Source organism: Micromonospora sp. NPDC049171 (assembly GCF_040648275.1).
Taxonomy (GTDB): Bacteria; Actinomycetota; Actinomycetes; order Mycobacteriales; family Micromonosporaceae; genus Micromonospora.
Map to the genome: position 1 here is coordinate 1 of NZ_JBEZDJ010000021.1, position 14,375 is coordinate 14,375.

The window sequence follows — 14,375 nt, forward strand, 5'->3', positions numbered from 1 at the left end:
CAGATCTCCTCGCCGGCTTCCTCGCCAGCACCGGCATGACCCTCGACCCCGAACCACCGAGATAACCCGAACCCTGGCCTTTCAACCTCTGTAGCTACGCTCGGCCTCCATGACGACGATCTACACAACCCAAGAGTGGAACGGCCACGGGAAGCAGAACTACTACTGGAACGAGTACCGGCTCGAAGGTGACACCGTCGTCAAGTACAAGTGCCACAGGCAGAAGTTCTTCGATGGCGATGAAAACACCTGGCAGGAGGACGAGACGGTCGTGGAGTCGTGGAGGGTTGACGATCCGAGCATTCCCGACTGGCTCAAGCAGTACCTCTGATCGCGCGCCCCCTTAATTCATGACGATGCTCAGACGCTGAAGCGGAACTAAGAGACGCTATGCCGCTACCAGCGGGAATGGTGTTCGCCGCCTGCTCACAGGGCGTCTGGGGCTGCCACTGCTGATAGCTGGTTGACGACGATTCACACCGTCTTGTGCCCCACCTGTGCCCCGTCGTCACCGAGCATCTCCGCCCCCGTCTCCTCATCGGCTGGGCGAGGAAGCCTTTCCAGAGTGGCAGCTAGGTAGGCGTTGCGGCGTGCGACGAGGCGTTGCAGGTACGGCCGCAGGATGAGGCTGGCCACGAGGCGGCCAATAAGTCCCATCGGTGCAGTGAAGTCGATGACATCCGCATAACGGTTGCCGAGGAGTCAGCCGGGTTCCGTGTGAAGCTGTGCTCGTGGTGCCATCGGCCGAACGGGCCGCTGATCTGCTTGTCCGTGAAGCCGTACGGCCGCCGGTAGTCAGTGATCCGAACCGTCATCCGCCAGGGGATCCCGAAGTGCCTGGTTTCCCACGTGCTACAGAAAGCTCACAACCGCCCCCAGCGCAGCAGCGCTCGGGTGCAGATCAGCTCACTCTGGGTGATGTCGCTGCCTGCGGTGAGCGCCGGGGTTGCTTCTCCGGAACTGCCTGACTAATATCTCAACGCTTGTCTAGTTATTGGGTTGCCGGTGAGGCTTCCGCCCTTGCCGGGACCTGCCTGCGACGAACCCACCAGGTTGAGGAATTCGTATGAAGCTGATCGTTTTCGGGGCCAGCGGCGGCACCGGACGCCTCGTGGTCTCCGGCGCGCTCGACCGCGGGTACCAGGTGACCGCGGTGGCCCGCCACCTCGACGGGCTGCCGTCACATCCCGATCTCGCGTTGCAACCCGCCGACGTGCTGGCCGGTGGCCGCCCGTTGCGGGAGATCGCTGTCGGGCACGACGCGGCGATCTCCGCGATCGGCAGCACGGCCCGGAATCCGAACGGCATCTACTCCAAGGGTGGCCAGGCGGTAGTCACTGCGCTGCAGGACGCTCAGGTGCAGCGGTTGATCGTCGTCTCCTCCGGCGGGGTGGAGCCCAAGGACCCCGGGTTGCCCTGGTGGTTCCGGCTGATGATTCCGCTGTTCCTGCGTGAGTTGTACGAGGACATGGGCGTGATGGAGGACATCGTGCGGTCTAGCCGGCTCGACTGGACTCTGGTCCGCGCCGGTTACCTCACCGACAAGCCGGCCACCGGGACGTTCCGAATCGAGGACGGGAAGAACCCGCCCGGTGGGTCGCGGCTCAGCCGCGCCGATCTGGCGAACTTCCTGCTCGACCAACTCGACACCAGCCGGTGGAGCAAGGCTGCCCCGACGCTGACCTATTGATCTCATCGTTGGTTCAGTTTCTACGTACGGCGAGAAGGCACGGCGAGGATTTGATGCGTACGACGGCGGAGCATTCCGAGCAGGCGAGCCCGGGGGATCTGCTGACGCTTCGGGAGGTCACCGCCCGTACCGGATGGCGGCCCCCGTTCTGCGTTTCTACGAGAGCAAAGGGCTAATCGTCGCAGAGCGCAGTGAGGGCAACCAGCGTCTCACCGCAGGAACATGCTGCGCCGCGTCTCGCTGATCCTCGTTGCTCGGCGACTCGGCATTCACCTTGCCGATGTCGCGGAGATCGTCGCGACGCTGCCGATCGGCCGGCGCCGACCCAGCGGGACTGAGGGCATGTCTCGCGATTGGAAACGGGAGTCGGAGGGCCGCCGGCGCTTCATCGAGAACCTTGAGCATCAGCTCGTCGGCTGTATCGGCTGCGGCTGCCTCTGGATGAAGGCGCGTGGTCTGTTGAACCCGGACGACGGCCTCGCGGAACGTGGTCAGGGACCTGTACGCCTCGATAAGGCCAGCCGCTGACCCCCGGCACGCCACGCTGCGAGCCGAGGGGAGTACTTCATGATGCGGTGTGCCGTCGCGCACCTGCCGACAGGGCGAGCGAGAGCAGTTCGAGCAGACGGCTTTCAGCATCATTGCAGCCGAGCAGGTGCCGGCGATCTTCGGCGCCGACGCGTAGGCGTCAGGCCGGCGGGGCGATGACGTTGCGAATGGCCGGGCCGGCCAGGCGCAGGACGTCGTCGAGGTCGGCGTCGGCGATGTAGGGCATCCGCAGCAGGTAGCGCTGCGCGGCGATGCCCATCATCATGGCGCCGGCCAGGGAAGCGCGCAGGTGGGCCTCCGGATCGTCGACGGTCGCGGCGATCGCGTCGACGACCTCGGTGGTGATGTGACGCCGCAGCAGTTCGGCGGCTTCTTCGCTGGTCATGCTCGCGCGCACGAGCACCGCCATCGGACTGTTCGGGTCGGCGGCCCAGCTGCTCAGCATGCCGTGCATGAAGTTGTGCACGCTCTGCGCCGGATCGTCGGCGGTCAGCTCCGCGATCGGGATGTGCCAGTGCACCGCGGCCCGGAACAGCTGCTGCTTGCTGCCGAAATACTGCAGGATCGACGACTTGTCGACCTCGGCCGCCGCGGCGATCCCACGGATCGTGGTGCGCTCGTAGCCGAGCTCGGCGAACAGGGCGCGAGCGGCCTCCAGGATGCGCCGCCGGGTGCGCTCCCCCTTGCGTTCACCCTGCGGCGCCTCTGCGGCGGCCTCGGTCATCGTGCAGCACCCTTCCGTACGTCGGCGTCCGATCGTACAAGCCGGCACACCCCTACTTGAAAAACTAGACAACCGTTGAGATATTGTCGCGGCCTCACGAAAACTCAACACCCGTCTAGTTCTGGAGTTTCTGATGTCCATCCCCGCACAATCGGCTCCGCCGCGCACCTCCACCCATCCGGCCCTCGCGCTGATCGTCATCGCGGCCGCGCAGCTGATGGTCGTGCTGGACAGCACGATCACGAACATCGCGCTGCCGAGCATCCAGAAGGACCTCGAGGTGTCCGCCTCCGGCCTGTCCTGGATCGTCAACTCCTACGTCCTGGCCTTCGGCGGGCTGCTGCTGCTCGGCGGGCGCACCGGCGACCTCTACGGCAAACGGCGGGTGTTCCGGATCGGCCTGACCGTGTTCGCCGGCGCGTCCCTGCTGGGCGGCCTGGCCCCGAGCGTGGAGTTGCTGATCGCCGCCCGGATCCTGCAGGGCCTCGGCGCGGCCGTCATCGCGCCGACCGCGTTGTCGCTGATCGCGACCACGTTCGCCGAGGGTGCCGCCCGTAACCGGGCGATGGGCGTCTACGCCGCGATGTCCGGGCTCGGCGCCACCGTTGGCCTGCTGCTCGGCGGCGTGCTCACCGACTACCTGAGCTGGCGCTGGGTGATGTTCGTTAACGTCCCGATCGGCGCGCTCGTACTGCTCGGCGCCCGGGTGCTGGCCAGCGGCGAGAAGCTGCACGGCGAACTGGACGTGCGCGACGCGGCCACCGCCACCGGCGGCCTGACCGCCCTGGTCTACGCCATCACCCAGGGCGGCGACCGCGGCTGGACCGACCCCGTCACCCTCGGCATGTTCACCGTCGCGGCAATCCTGCTGATCACCTTCCTGCGCTCGCAGCGCAGGAACCGGCACCCGCTGCTGCCGTTGCGGCTACTGCGTAACCGCAACCGGGCCGGGTCCTACGTCACCATGCTGTTCATCGGCGCGGCCATGTTCGCCACCTTCTACTTCCTGTCGCTTTTCATGCAGCAGGTCAAGGGCTACAGCCCGGTTCGTGCCGGGTTCGCCTATCTGCCGTTCAGCCTCGGCATGGGGATGGCCGCCGGGATCGGCTCACGCCTGGCCGGCGGGTTCTCGCCACGCACGCTCGCCGGCCCCGGCCTGGTCGTCGCGGCCGGCGGGATACTCTGGTTCAGCCTGCTCGAACCGTCCTCGTCGTACTTCACCCACCTGATGCCGGCCATGTTCATCACCGCCCTCGGCCTGGGCGCCAGCTTCCTGCCGATGACGCTCGGCGCGATCTCCGGCGTCGACCGCAACGACACCGGCATCGCCTCGGCCATCCTCAACACCGCCCAGCAGATCGGCGGCGCCGTCGGCCTGGCCGTCCTGGCCACCGTCTCCACCAGCGCCGCCGATGACAAACTGCCGCACGCCGACGTCGCGTTCTTCCGCGGCCTGGCCAGCGGCGACCAGCCCCTGATCCAGCGGGCGGCCGACGCGCTGTCCCACGGCTACACCGTCGCGTTCGCCTCCGCCGTCGGCTTCCTGCTGGCCGCGCTGGTCATCACCGTCACCACGCTCAACGCAAGCCCCCAGCAGCGCACCGAGGACCCGGCGCCCGTACACATCGGCTGACACGCCGCTGCGGTGTCGCTCCTTCGGCGACACGTGTGCAGACAACGGGCTGGTGGCGGTGTCGAAGTGAGCTGCTGGAGTCCGGTCACAACGGTTCCAGCCCGGCAGAAACGGTGGCCGCCACATGTATCACGACGCCCGAGCTTGCCGATGGAGTCGCTGGGGCTACATCGGCACCTGGCGGAGAGGGTGGACGACGGCTGATTGGGCGGTGTGGAGCGGCTCCGGGAACTGGGTGTTCTCGGTGGCGAGCAAGTTCACGATGCGGGCGAGCATGTCGTTGTCGTGCTCCAGAGAGTGGATTTGCTCCATGGCTTCGGCCAGCCGACGCTGCGGTATCGGGGCATCAGGGCCGTTACTCGTTGCGGGAGATCTTGAACTCGATCTTCTATCAGAACCGGACCGGGTGTCAGTGGGCGTATCTGCCGCATGACACCGAACCCAAAGACACCGAAGGTGTCCGAGCCAAGCTGAAACGCCTGGTCAACCGGCAGATCCTGACCGAGAGCCAACCCGGCCTATTCACCCTCAACCCGGAACGGACATAACCTCCCGGAGCGCCCTCTGAGAGGGCGCGTGCCGCGTCCAGGCGACGTTCCGTGAATCAGGGTTCGGCGTTTCGCCGTCTGGTCTGAGTGCTGCGTTAGAAGGGCGGCTGTTAGGGGTCGGGGCTGTGCTGGCAGGCGTCGAGTGTCCAGTTCTCGATGTCGTCCGGCCAGGGGGCGGAGCGGCCGTGGTCATCGAAGAAGCCGGTTTCGGTGTTGTCGGTGAACAGGCCGGTGTTGAGTGCCTCGCGTTCGGCCCGGGAGGGGAAGTTGCGGGGTGCCGGTTCGGTCATGGTGTGGTCCGCGCGGGGCGCTCGGCGGCAGTGAGGTTGTGGGCGGTCATTTGTCTGTGGTGAGGCTTTGGGTCGTTTGTTCGGCCGGTAGGAGGGGCCGTTCATGAAGACCTGGTGGCTGTTGTTGATGAGCCGATCGAGCAGTGACTCGGCGACCACGGGGTTGGGGAACAGCGGATACCAGTCCTGAGGAGCGCGGTTGGCGGTGATCGCGTTGGAGCGGCCTTCGGCTATGCGTTGGGAGATCAGCTCGTAGAGGTCGTCGGCCTGGCCGGGGGTGAACTCGCGCATGGCGAAGTCGTCGAGGATGAGCAGGTCGGCTTTGACGTGGGCGGCGAGGCGTTTGTCGAAGGTGCGGTCGGCGTGGCCGCTGGCGAGGTCGGCCAGGATGCGGCTGGTTTTGTGGAAGCGGACCTCGGCGCCGGCGCGGATGGCGAGGTGTCCCATGGCTTGGGCGACGTGGGTTTTCCCGACGCCGACGGCGCCGTAGAGGATGATCGATTCTCCGGCTTGCAGCCAGCGCAGCGCGGCGAGGTCGCGGATCTGCGCGGCGGGGAGTTTCGAGTTGGCGCCGAAGTCGAAGCCCTCGATGGTGGTTTCGGTGTCGAAGCGGGCGCGGCGCAGCCGGCGGCTCATGGCTACTTGTTCGCGGCGGGTGATCTCGTCGTCGCAGAGGATCTGCAGGAACTCCAGATAGCCGAGATCACCGCCTTGCGCCTGGGCGAGGCGGGCGTCGAGGGTTTCCAGCATCCCGGACAGTTTCAGCGTCCGGAGGCTGTCAGCCAGAGCGGGGCGAAGGATCGTCATCGTGTCGTCTCGGCCTTCGAATCGGCGGGATTGAGCGGGGCGCGGGTCATGACACGGCGTCGTGTGGTTCGTCGTCCCCGGTGCTGTCACGGCGATCGGGCGTCGCCTCGCTCGTCGTGTTCGTGCTTGTCGCGACGGCCGCGGCCGGGGCGGGGAACGGGATGATGTCGGCGAACAGACCGGCGGGGCCGTGCAGGAACGCGGGCGCCCCGGCGTCGCCGGTGGGCCGGTCGGCCTCGATGTCCTCGAGCCCGGCGGCCAGAATGTGGCGGATGGTGCGATAGGACGGATCGCCGGCTGTGGTTGCCTTGCGGCAGGCCGCCTCCAGCCGGGCGTCGGAGTATTTGCCGGCCAGGTTCAGGATCGCCTGTGCCGAGCGCAGCCGATGCAAAGCTGGGCCGTCGAGCAGTTCGGCGATCACCGCGGCAGTCGCGGGCCCGGTCTGCTCAGCCCGCTCGTGGCACCACTGCGGGGTGCGCATGTGGAACGCGATCTTCTCCGGCGGGTAATCTGCGATGTCGGTGGCCCGGCCCCTGTCCTTGCGGACGTGGGTCTTGACCAGCTCGCCGTGGTGGAAGATCTGCACCATCGTCGCGGTGGCGCGGATGTCGACCAGCTGCCCGATCAACCGCCAGGGCACCGAGTAGAGCGCCTTGCCGCACTTGACGTGGACGTCCGAGCCGACCTTCGCCCGCGACCACTCCGCCAGGGTGAACGCCGCGGCCGGCAGCGGAGTCAACGTGCCCGCCTCAGCCTGGTCGAACACTTCCGCCGGGGTCCGGCCCTCCAGTCCGCGGTGCTTGCGTTGCCCCGCGACCTCCCGGCACCAGTGCAGCGCCGAAGCCTGCATCTCGACCAGCGAGGTGAACTCGCGGCCCTTCCACCACGAGTCGCGGATGTAGGGCATCTGCCGTTCGACCCGTGGCTTGTCCTTGGGTTTGCGGGCCTGCGCCGGGTCGACCAGGACGCCGTAGTGCGCGGCGAGTTCGGCATAGGCCCGATTCAGTTTCGGGTCGTAGAGATCGGGTTTGTCCACGCCGGTCTTCAAGTTGTCCGGGATCAGCCGGGCCGGACTACCGCCGAAGAACGCGAACGCCTCGACATGGCTGGCCGTCCAGGACGCCTGATCCATGCTGATCACCGGCCGCACGAACATGTGCCGCGAGTGCGACAGCAGCATCACGAACGCCCAGATCCGCTGCGAACGTCCCGTGCGCGGGTCCATCCACGAGCCCAGCAGCCCGTAATCGATCTGCCCTTCCAGCCCCGGCTCGGGATCAGCCCGCAGCACCGTCACCTTGTCCCGTGCCGCGTCCTCGGCCAGGTTCGCCGTGACATACCGCTTGAACGACGCCAACGACCCGGCCACCCCGTGTTCGTCACGCAGCCGCTGATGGATCGTCGCCTTGGTCACCCCGGCCCGCAGCATCTCCACGATGTAATCGTGGTGCTTAGTGAACTCCGGCCAGGTCACCTGCCGCAACCGGGTATCGGTCAGGTGCGGAAACCACTGCTTGACCAGCGGCGCCCAGTCTTCCTGACTCATCGGCTGCGCCCCGCCCGGCACGAACCCCGCCGCGATCGCCGCCTCGACGTAACGCCGGATCGTCTTTCGATCCACGCCCAGCGAGCCCGCGACGTCGTGCTGAGACCGGCCCGCGTACCAGTGCACCAGGATCTCGGTTATATCGATCACGTGGAACGTCCTCCTCGCCATCCGCTCCCCAAAGGGCATGCCGGCGAAAAGATGATCTACGCGAGAAGGAAAGGATCTTGAGACCTACGCCCGAACGCTCGCCGTCCCCTCGACGAACACCACGAGCGGACCTGTAGTCCATGACGAGCGCACACCAGGGGAATTACATGAGCGCGCTACGGCCTCCTGGAGGAATTACGTGAGCGCTGACAGCCGAGGCACTGGCGGTCCTGCCGCAGCGTGAGCAGGACGTGCTGATCGCGCCGTTCGTCGAGGAGGTGTTCGACCACAAGCCGCTGGCGTCACCGCTGGACCTGAAGGCCAAGGTCACCCTCGTGGTGCGAAACAGCCTGATCGAGCAGGCACACCACGACGGTCCGCTTGACGACGGGATCATCCCGGCGACGGAGTACGCGGCCGGCCCGCTGTCGCATCTGCTGGCCGCACGCCGCCGCCAGCCCATCGCGGCTCAGGATTCGCCGGGCTGGCCGAGCGCTATCCACGTGCGTGGGCGTGCCTGGACGCGCTGACCGACACCTTCACCGACGGCGGCCGTGGTCCACTGCGCCTACCGTCGGCGCCCACGCCCAGCCTGCCGTCCAGCAACGAGGTAGTCACGGCACCACCGTCCGATGACGACACGGTGACCGTGTTCAGCGCGATCGACCCGCGCTTCGACCAGGGCTTGGTGGACCTGCTCGCGATGGCCACCGAAGGCAACTTCGTACTGTGCACGTCGGCGCTGAGCCGGTACTCGCGCAACAACGAGAAGCTGCACCGCATCCTCGAATTCCTTCTCGCGCACAGGGCCACAATCCTGACCACCAACTATCTAATCCGCCACACCGACGTCTGGGTCCGCCGTGGCGCGCTCGTCAAACCAGACAGCAGCAAGCCCTTCGCGGGCGTGCTCGACACCCAGGGACTGGCCGGCACCCACCGAAAGGTAGCCGAGAGCGTCGCCGCGCAGCACGGTCTGCGCTGACTCCGTCAGGCGGTTGCGCGTCGGCGCGGAGCACGATCAGCCGGACGAGCCACCGGCACCCACCCCGGCGATTGCGAGACCCAGTCCCACTGGGCGGTGACAACAGCAGCCGCGCAAGCAGGCGTACCGTCGGACATGTTCCGTCCTGGGCAAACACGGTGGGGATGGTAGGCAGGGCAGCGGCGCGAAGGGGTTACCGGATGGCAACCGGGGACGAAGCGTCGGACTCGCGTCGAGACAGCGGTGGGTTCCTGCGCTGGGTGGAGCTCACCGACGACGACGCGGACCGGTCCGGCTATCCGTTCGCTCTGCCGGTCGTCGCCGGCCTACGGGCGGCCGGCCGGTTGACGCTGGACCCGGCGGTGACATTCCTGGCCGGTGACAACGGCACCGGCAAGTCGACCCTGATCGAGGCGATCGCGGTAGCGGCAGGGTTCAACCCCGAGGGCGGATCCGCCAACTTCCGGTTCAGCACGCGGGCCACCGAGTCGTCTCTGGGTGAACACCTACGACTGGTACGCGGCACCAGGAAGCCACGCACCGGCTTCTTCCTGCGGGCCGAGTCGTTCTACAACGTGGCCACCGAGATCGACCGCCTCGGTGTCGCCGACGGCTACGGCGGCACCAGCCTGCACGAACGATCCCACGGCGAGTCGTTCCTCGACCTGACCGTCTACCGGTTCAAGCCCCACGGCCTGTACCTGCTCGACGAACCGGAAGCAGCCCTGTCCGTACACGGCTGCCTGGCTCTGCTCACCCGCATCCACGACCTCACCCAGGCCGGCGCACAGTTCATCATCACCACCCACTCCCCCATCCTGCTGGCCGCCCCACACGCCCGGATCCTGCAAATCGAACCCGACGGCACTATTCGTAACGTCGACTACGACGAGGCTCAGCCGGTACTGCTGACCCGCTCATTTCTGGCCAACCCGCAGCGCTACCTGCACCACCTGTTCCAGGAAGACACCTGACGTGGGCTGGCGGACTGGGGCTTGTCGTCACCTAAGGGCGCCCGAACACCCGTCTGCCTGGCGGACACATGCACGCTAATGCCGATAACATTCCAGGATTTGGCGGCAAACATTGTAGGATTGGCGCATGCTGTATCGGGCCCCTGCACTCGCCGACGACGACAAGCGCGTGCTCGGCGAACTGGACACCATGCGGGACAACCTGCGGTATCAGATCGCCGAGCCGCACCGCTGGACAGGGCAACTCCGACGAACCCTGATCGCTCACGCCATCCAGGGCTCGAATTCGATCGAGGGCTACCAGGTGTCCCTGGACGACGCCGCCGCCGCCGTCGCCGGCGACGAACCGGTAGAGACGAACCCGCAGACCTGGGACGTCATCACCGGCTACCGCGACGCCCTGACCTACGTGCAACAACTCGCCCGCTCACGCGAGTTCACCTGGCAGCACATGCTGCTCAACGCACTGCACTTCATGATGCTCCGCCACGACCTCAGCAAATGGCCGGGCCGCTACCGTCCAGGAGACATCCACATCGACGAGGCGCACACCGGCCGACGCGTCTACACCGGGCCAGACGCCGACGACGTTCCGTCTCTGCTCTCCGAGCTGATCGACTGGTTGGCCGACGGCGAACCGGAGACCCCGCTACTCGTCCGGGCCTCCATGGCCCACCTGAACCTGGTCAAGATCCACCCCTGGCGCGACGGCAACGGCCGAATGTCGCGCTGCCTGCACACCCTCGTACTCGCCCGCGACGGTGTCCTCGCCCCGGAGTTCTCCTCGATCGAGGAGTGGCTCGGCGTCGGCCGGAACACCTACGCCTACTACGACGCGCTCGGTGAGGTCGGCGGCCCAACCTGGCAGCCCGACAACGACACCAGCAGGTGGATCCGATTCTGCCTGAGCGCCCACCACCAACAAGCCCAACTGGTCCGGCAACGCCTCGACCAAGCCGCGCATCTCTGGGACCTGCTCGACACCTGGGTCCGGCGCAACGGCCTGCCCGAACGGGTCGTCAGCGCCCTACACCTCGCCGCCACCGGCGGTCGAGTACGCCGCACCCTCTATCAACGCGACGAGAACCTCACCGACGACCAAGCAACCCGCGACCTACGCGCCCTCGTCCGGGCAGGCATGCTCGAACAGCACGGCGAGACCCGAGGCAGGTTCTACCTCACCTCGCCGACACTCCGCGAGCTCGCCGCCCCCGCGCTGCGCCCAAAGGAAATCATCGACCCGTACCAACGGTGAGGCGCAAGCCCCGACACTGCCGATCTCCGAACCGCCGATTACGCTCGGCACAACTCTCAAGCTCACGCAAAGCCAGCGACACCGTGGACATCAACCGGAACGACGGCACGGTGGTCAAGGCCGGGCAGAAACCGCTAATGACGGGAGTTGTATTTGCCTCGCGGCTGGTGCGACGACTTCATCGAGGAGCTCACCGAGGTCGTTCAGCAGGAACCCGTTGACTTCGGCCAAAAGCGTCTGATTTGGATCTTCTTCGCTGGTACCTCAAGGGTAGGTTCCGAAGTTAAGCCTTGCCCGCAACCGGCCTCAACAGGACGACCGGCGAATGCTCGCGGTGGCTTTCTCCATCCGCGGACATGCAGCTCGGTGATGCCGCTGGCAGCCGCTCCGTTCCCCATCCATAGTCGTTGCCTAGATCTCAGCGTAGTGGCCTGGACCGTCGAGGCCATTGCGACGCAGGAGTTCCTTGCGATGCCGACAGGACGTTCGGACGGCTCCTGCATCGATGAGTACGCCGCGGACCCTAACCACTGGATCAGCGTTCGCCAGCACGGCGTCCACGCGGGTGTATCCCTGCGCTGGGCGACGCACGGCACGTGGAAACGGTGGCCGATACTGGTCGACCGATCGCTGGTGGACGCAACGGCGGGGTTGCAGGTTGTGGAGGGCAGGACGCGGGTCGGCATCCTCAGAGGACGTCACCGCGAGAACGACCGGGTGGCCCGACAGCATCTAGCGTGGGTCGGCCGACCCACCGCAGATCCCAGCCAGACGGCGTGATCTGGCCCCCAATACTCGAGAAGGCCCAATCGAGCCGGATCATCGCCGCGGGTGTCTCGGATCCGAGTCGCGTGCCGGCGGCACGGTGGCCGGTGACGAACAGTTGGCCCGGCCAGCTCGTGCACGCCGACGCCGTCCGTGTGCGCACGACCTGAGGGGTAGGTGTGAATGGCGGTCGCCGCCTCGCCGCGTACCCGGCGCCGGTATCGGCTATCGTCGCGCAGCCACATCAGGACCCGCCGGCCGTCGTCGTCGAGATTGAGGTCGTTGATGTCCAGCCCGACTACTAGGTGTTCTGCGCGGTCGACTCCGACAGCACGAAGCTCTGCACCTGGAGCCGGCAGGTCGCCGCGATGCTCAACGGCGAGCTTGCATCGCCGGCCGCCCGTCCCGGAATCCCCTACAGCGCCGTCCGAAGACCATTGAAGTGTCGGTCTGTACGGAACTCGTGTGGCGGAACAGCTCGCATCCCCTCGGACGCCATTCCACGGAGCCGAGGGCAGGTTTCGGCCTGGCGGTACGGCAAGCGGGTCACAGTCGCCCGTCTCTGCGCAGCTGCCATCGGCACCGACGACGTCGTTGTGACCGGGGGCACGACGAGCGCGTTTGCAGTGACACTGATGTGAACGTTGGAGTCTGGTGGCATGAACGACACGACGCAGTCAGCCACGGGTCCTATCAAGGTTGATGTCTGGTCCGACATCGCCTGCCCCTGGTGCTACATCGGGAAGAAGAAGTTCGAGGCGGCCGTCGCCGAGACGGGTATCCCAGTGGAGGTCGAGTACCACGCCTACGAGCTAGCGCCGGACCTGCCCCAGGAGTTCGAGGGGAGCGAGCAAGACTACCTGGAGATTCGTGGGTTCACCGCCGACCAGGTCGAGCCGCTGCTGGCCCGGATCGTCGGAGCCGCGGCGCAGGTCGGACTGCGTTTCGACTACGACATCTTGCGGCACACGAACATGCTGAAGGGCCACCAGCTCATCCGCTTCGCCAAGGAGCAGGGTATGCAGTTGGAGATGGTTGAGCGGATCCTCGCCGCCCATTTCGAGGAGGGTGGCCATGTCGGCCGGAACGAGGACCTCGCCGACCTGGCTGCCGAGGTCGGCTTGGACCGCGAGGAGGCGCTGGCGGCGCTCCGGGAGAACCGCTTCGTTGACGACGTCCGTGCCGAGGAGGCGCACGCGCACAGGCTCGGCATCCGGGGCGTCCCGTTCTACGTCTTCGAAGAGAGGTACGGCGTCTCCGGCGCGCAGGACACCTCCGCCTTCGCTCAGGTGCTCCGCAAGCTCTCCCACGAGAAGCGGGGGACGGCGGCGTGAACGAGGACGAGAAGGACCCGATCGCCATCGTCGCCCTCGACATTCCACCGGCGGTCGTGTGTAGCGACGGCGTCTGCGTGATCGCGGACGAGCACCCGACGGACGCAGAGGACGGGTCCGAGAACTCGACGCCGGCGCAGTGACAGCACGCGACGCCCCTTGAGGCCGGCCCTCGCTGGAGGTCTCCGCACCGAGCGCAGTGATCTTGCCGTCCCACCGCGTGCTCCAGCGCGCCCCGACGTCGAGGATCCCGAAGCTTAGCCGGAGCACCCATGAAGAGCTCGCGGCCTCCGTTCGCGATCCGGCACTGGCCACCGCCTTCTCCGGTTGACAAGCCTGATCGACCCCGGGAAGTCTGAGCGATCCTGCGCTGACTCGCCGGGTTGTCGCGGCCGACGGGTTCGCCCTCATAAAGGTTCAGTTCCAGCGGGCGTGGGGACGTGTCTCAACGCTCGTTTTCCGAGCCTCAGTTTTTTACCGTATGTTCGGTAACCTGGTGATATGGGCCGCGCACCTAGCATCGAAGACGAGGCACTGCTGAAGCAGCTGACCGAGGTCTTCCGCCGTTCGGGCTACGAGGGAGCTTCGCTGACGGCTCTGTCGTCGGCTTCAGGGTTGCACCGCGCCAGCCTCTATCACCGGTTCCCCAACGGAAAACCCGCCATGGCCGCAGCGGTGATGGCGTCCGTGGAACAGATATTCAGCGATATTCTCGATCCACTGATGTCGGAGGACGACCCGTCGACGGCCGTCGCGGAGATGGCTCGACGTGTTGGCGCGTTCTATGACGACGGTCGCCTCGCCTGCGTTTTGGACACGATGACGCTCCGCGGCGCCCCGGAGGACATTCGAGCCCGGGCCACCCATCTGGCAACGACCTGGCTGACGGCGATGGCCGAAATCGCCCGGCGCGCCGGAGCCTCCGAGGAGGATGCCGCGCGCCGGGCGAGAACCGCACTGGTCCTCATCGAGGGGTCACTGGTCGTAGCACGAGTGCTGGACGATCCGGCCGAGTTTCGGTTGGCGCTGGCCGAACTTCCGCAAACGCTGATCGGCGGACCTGGCAATGCCGGATAGCCGGCAGTGTCATGGCGCTCGCCTCAGGTCCGCGGCAGGACTTGAGGC

Annotated in this window: 15 protein-coding genes and 1 pseudogene; 12 read left to right on the forward strand and 4 right to left on the reverse strand. The window is 66.7% G+C overall.

Going from position 1 to position 14,375, the window contains the following annotated elements:
• Window positions 1-109 precede the first annotated feature (109 nt).
• A complete protein-coding gene (locus tag AB0B14_RS24765; protein ID WP_357074664.1) occupies window positions 110-331 on the forward strand; it encodes a hypothetical protein in 222 nt (73 codons plus the stop codon).
• 143 nt (window positions 332-474) lie between these two features.
• Here AB0B14_RS24765 and AB0B14_RS24770 read toward each other — a convergent pair whose 3' ends face one another.
• A complete protein-coding gene (locus AB0B14_RS24770; RefSeq protein WP_357524449.1) occupies window positions 475-657 on the reverse strand; it encodes a hypothetical protein in 183 nt (60 codons plus the stop codon).
• A gap of 409 nt (window positions 658-1,066) precedes the next feature.
• Here AB0B14_RS24770 and AB0B14_RS24775 point away from each other — a divergent pair, with 409 nt between their 5' ends.
• Both AB0B14_RS24775 and AB0B14_RS24780 read left to right on the forward strand, forming a co-directional pair.
• Window positions 1,067-1,690 carry an NAD(P)H-binding protein gene (locus AB0B14_RS24775; RefSeq protein ID WP_357524451.1) on the forward strand — a complete coding sequence of 208 codons (624 nt, stop codon included), beginning with the start codon at window positions 1,067-1,069 and terminating at the stop codon, window positions 1,688-1,690.
• 222 nt (window positions 1,691-1,912) lie between these two features.
• The gene (locus AB0B14_RS24780) at window positions 1,913-2,218 is read left to right on the forward strand and encodes a MerR family DNA-binding protein (RefSeq protein WP_357074655.1); all 306 of its coding nucleotides are present in this window, start codon (window positions 1,913-1,915) and stop codon (window positions 2,216-2,218) included.
• Window positions 2,219-2,378: 160 nt separating this feature from the next.
• Here the strand turns inward: AB0B14_RS24780 and AB0B14_RS24785 are convergent, their stop codons facing one another.
• Window positions 2,379-2,963 carry a TetR family transcriptional regulator gene (locus AB0B14_RS24785; protein WP_196928547.1) on the reverse strand — a complete coding sequence of 195 codons (585 nt, stop codon included), beginning with the start codon at window positions 2,961-2,963 and terminating at the stop codon, window positions 2,379-2,381.
• Between the two features lie 133 nt (window positions 2,964-3,096).
• Here AB0B14_RS24785 and AB0B14_RS24790 point away from each other — a divergent pair, with 133 nt between their 5' ends.
• Window positions 3,097-4,596 (forward strand): MFS transporter, encoded by a 1,500-nt coding sequence (locus AB0B14_RS24790; RefSeq protein ID WP_357524453.1) that lies wholly within the window; start codon window positions 3,097-3,099, stop codon window positions 4,594-4,596.
• A gap of 113 nt (window positions 4,597-4,709) precedes the next feature.
• A pseudogene (locus AB0B14_RS24795) lies at window positions 4,710-5,042 on the forward strand (transposase); the annotation flags it as partial.
• A gap of 212 nt (window positions 5,043-5,254) precedes the next feature.
• Here AB0B14_RS24795 and istB read toward each other — a convergent pair.
• Window positions 5,255-6,241, reverse strand: a complete 987-nt coding sequence (gene istB, locus AB0B14_RS24800) for an IS21-like element helper ATPase IstB (RefSeq protein WP_357524455.1) — start codon at window positions 6,239-6,241, stop codon at window positions 5,255-5,257.
• A gap of 46 nt (window positions 6,242-6,287) precedes the next feature.
• The gene (gene istA, locus AB0B14_RS24805) at window positions 6,288-7,976 is read right to left on the reverse strand and encodes an IS21 family transposase (protein ID WP_357524457.1); all 1,689 of its coding nucleotides are present in this window, start codon (window positions 7,974-7,976) and stop codon (window positions 6,288-6,290) included.
• Window positions 7,977-8,188: 212 nt separating this feature from the next.
• Between istA and AB0B14_RS24810 the strand changes: the two genes are divergently transcribed.
• The 7 genes from AB0B14_RS24810 (at window position 8,189) to AB0B14_RS24840 (ending at window position 14,327) form a co-directional block, all read left to right on the forward strand.
• The gene (locus AB0B14_RS24810; RefSeq protein WP_357524459.1) at window positions 8,189-8,467 is read left to right on the forward strand and encodes a hypothetical protein; all 279 of its coding nucleotides are present in this window, start codon (window positions 8,189-8,191) and stop codon (window positions 8,465-8,467) included.
• Between the two features lie 113 nt (window positions 8,468-8,580).
• Complete coding sequence (locus AB0B14_RS24815; RefSeq protein ID WP_357074643.1) at window positions 8,581-8,922, forward strand: hypothetical protein; 342 nt, start codon at window positions 8,581-8,583, stop codon at window positions 8,920-8,922.
• 200 nt (window positions 8,923-9,122) lie between these two features.
• Window positions 9,123-9,896: an AAA family ATPase gene (locus AB0B14_RS24820; protein ID WP_357074640.1), complete on the forward strand. Its 774-nt coding sequence runs from the start codon at window positions 9,123-9,125 to the stop codon at window positions 9,894-9,896.
• 127 nt (window positions 9,897-10,023) lie between these two features.
• The gene (locus AB0B14_RS24825; protein WP_357524461.1) at window positions 10,024-11,151 is read left to right on the forward strand and encodes a Fic family protein; all 1,128 of its coding nucleotides are present in this window, start codon (window positions 10,024-10,026) and stop codon (window positions 11,149-11,151) included.
• 1,424 nt (window positions 11,152-12,575) lie between these two features.
• On the forward strand, window positions 12,576-13,250 hold the full coding sequence (locus AB0B14_RS24830; protein ID WP_196924220.1) for a DsbA family oxidoreductase: 675 nt from the start codon (window positions 12,576-12,578) through the stop codon (window positions 13,248-13,250).
• Window positions 13,247-13,393, forward strand: coding sequence for a hypothetical protein (locus AB0B14_RS24835; protein ID WP_357074632.1), 147 nt, complete (start codon window positions 13,247-13,249; stop codon window positions 13,391-13,393). Before AB0B14_RS24830 ends, AB0B14_RS24835 begins: the two co-directional genes overlap by 4 nt.
• 358 nt (window positions 13,394-13,751) lie before the next feature.
• Complete coding sequence (locus tag AB0B14_RS24840; RefSeq protein WP_357524463.1) at window positions 13,752-14,327, forward strand: TetR/AcrR family transcriptional regulator; 576 nt, start codon at window positions 13,752-13,754, stop codon at window positions 14,325-14,327.
• The last annotated feature ends 48 nt before the right edge of the window (window positions 14,328-14,375 follow it).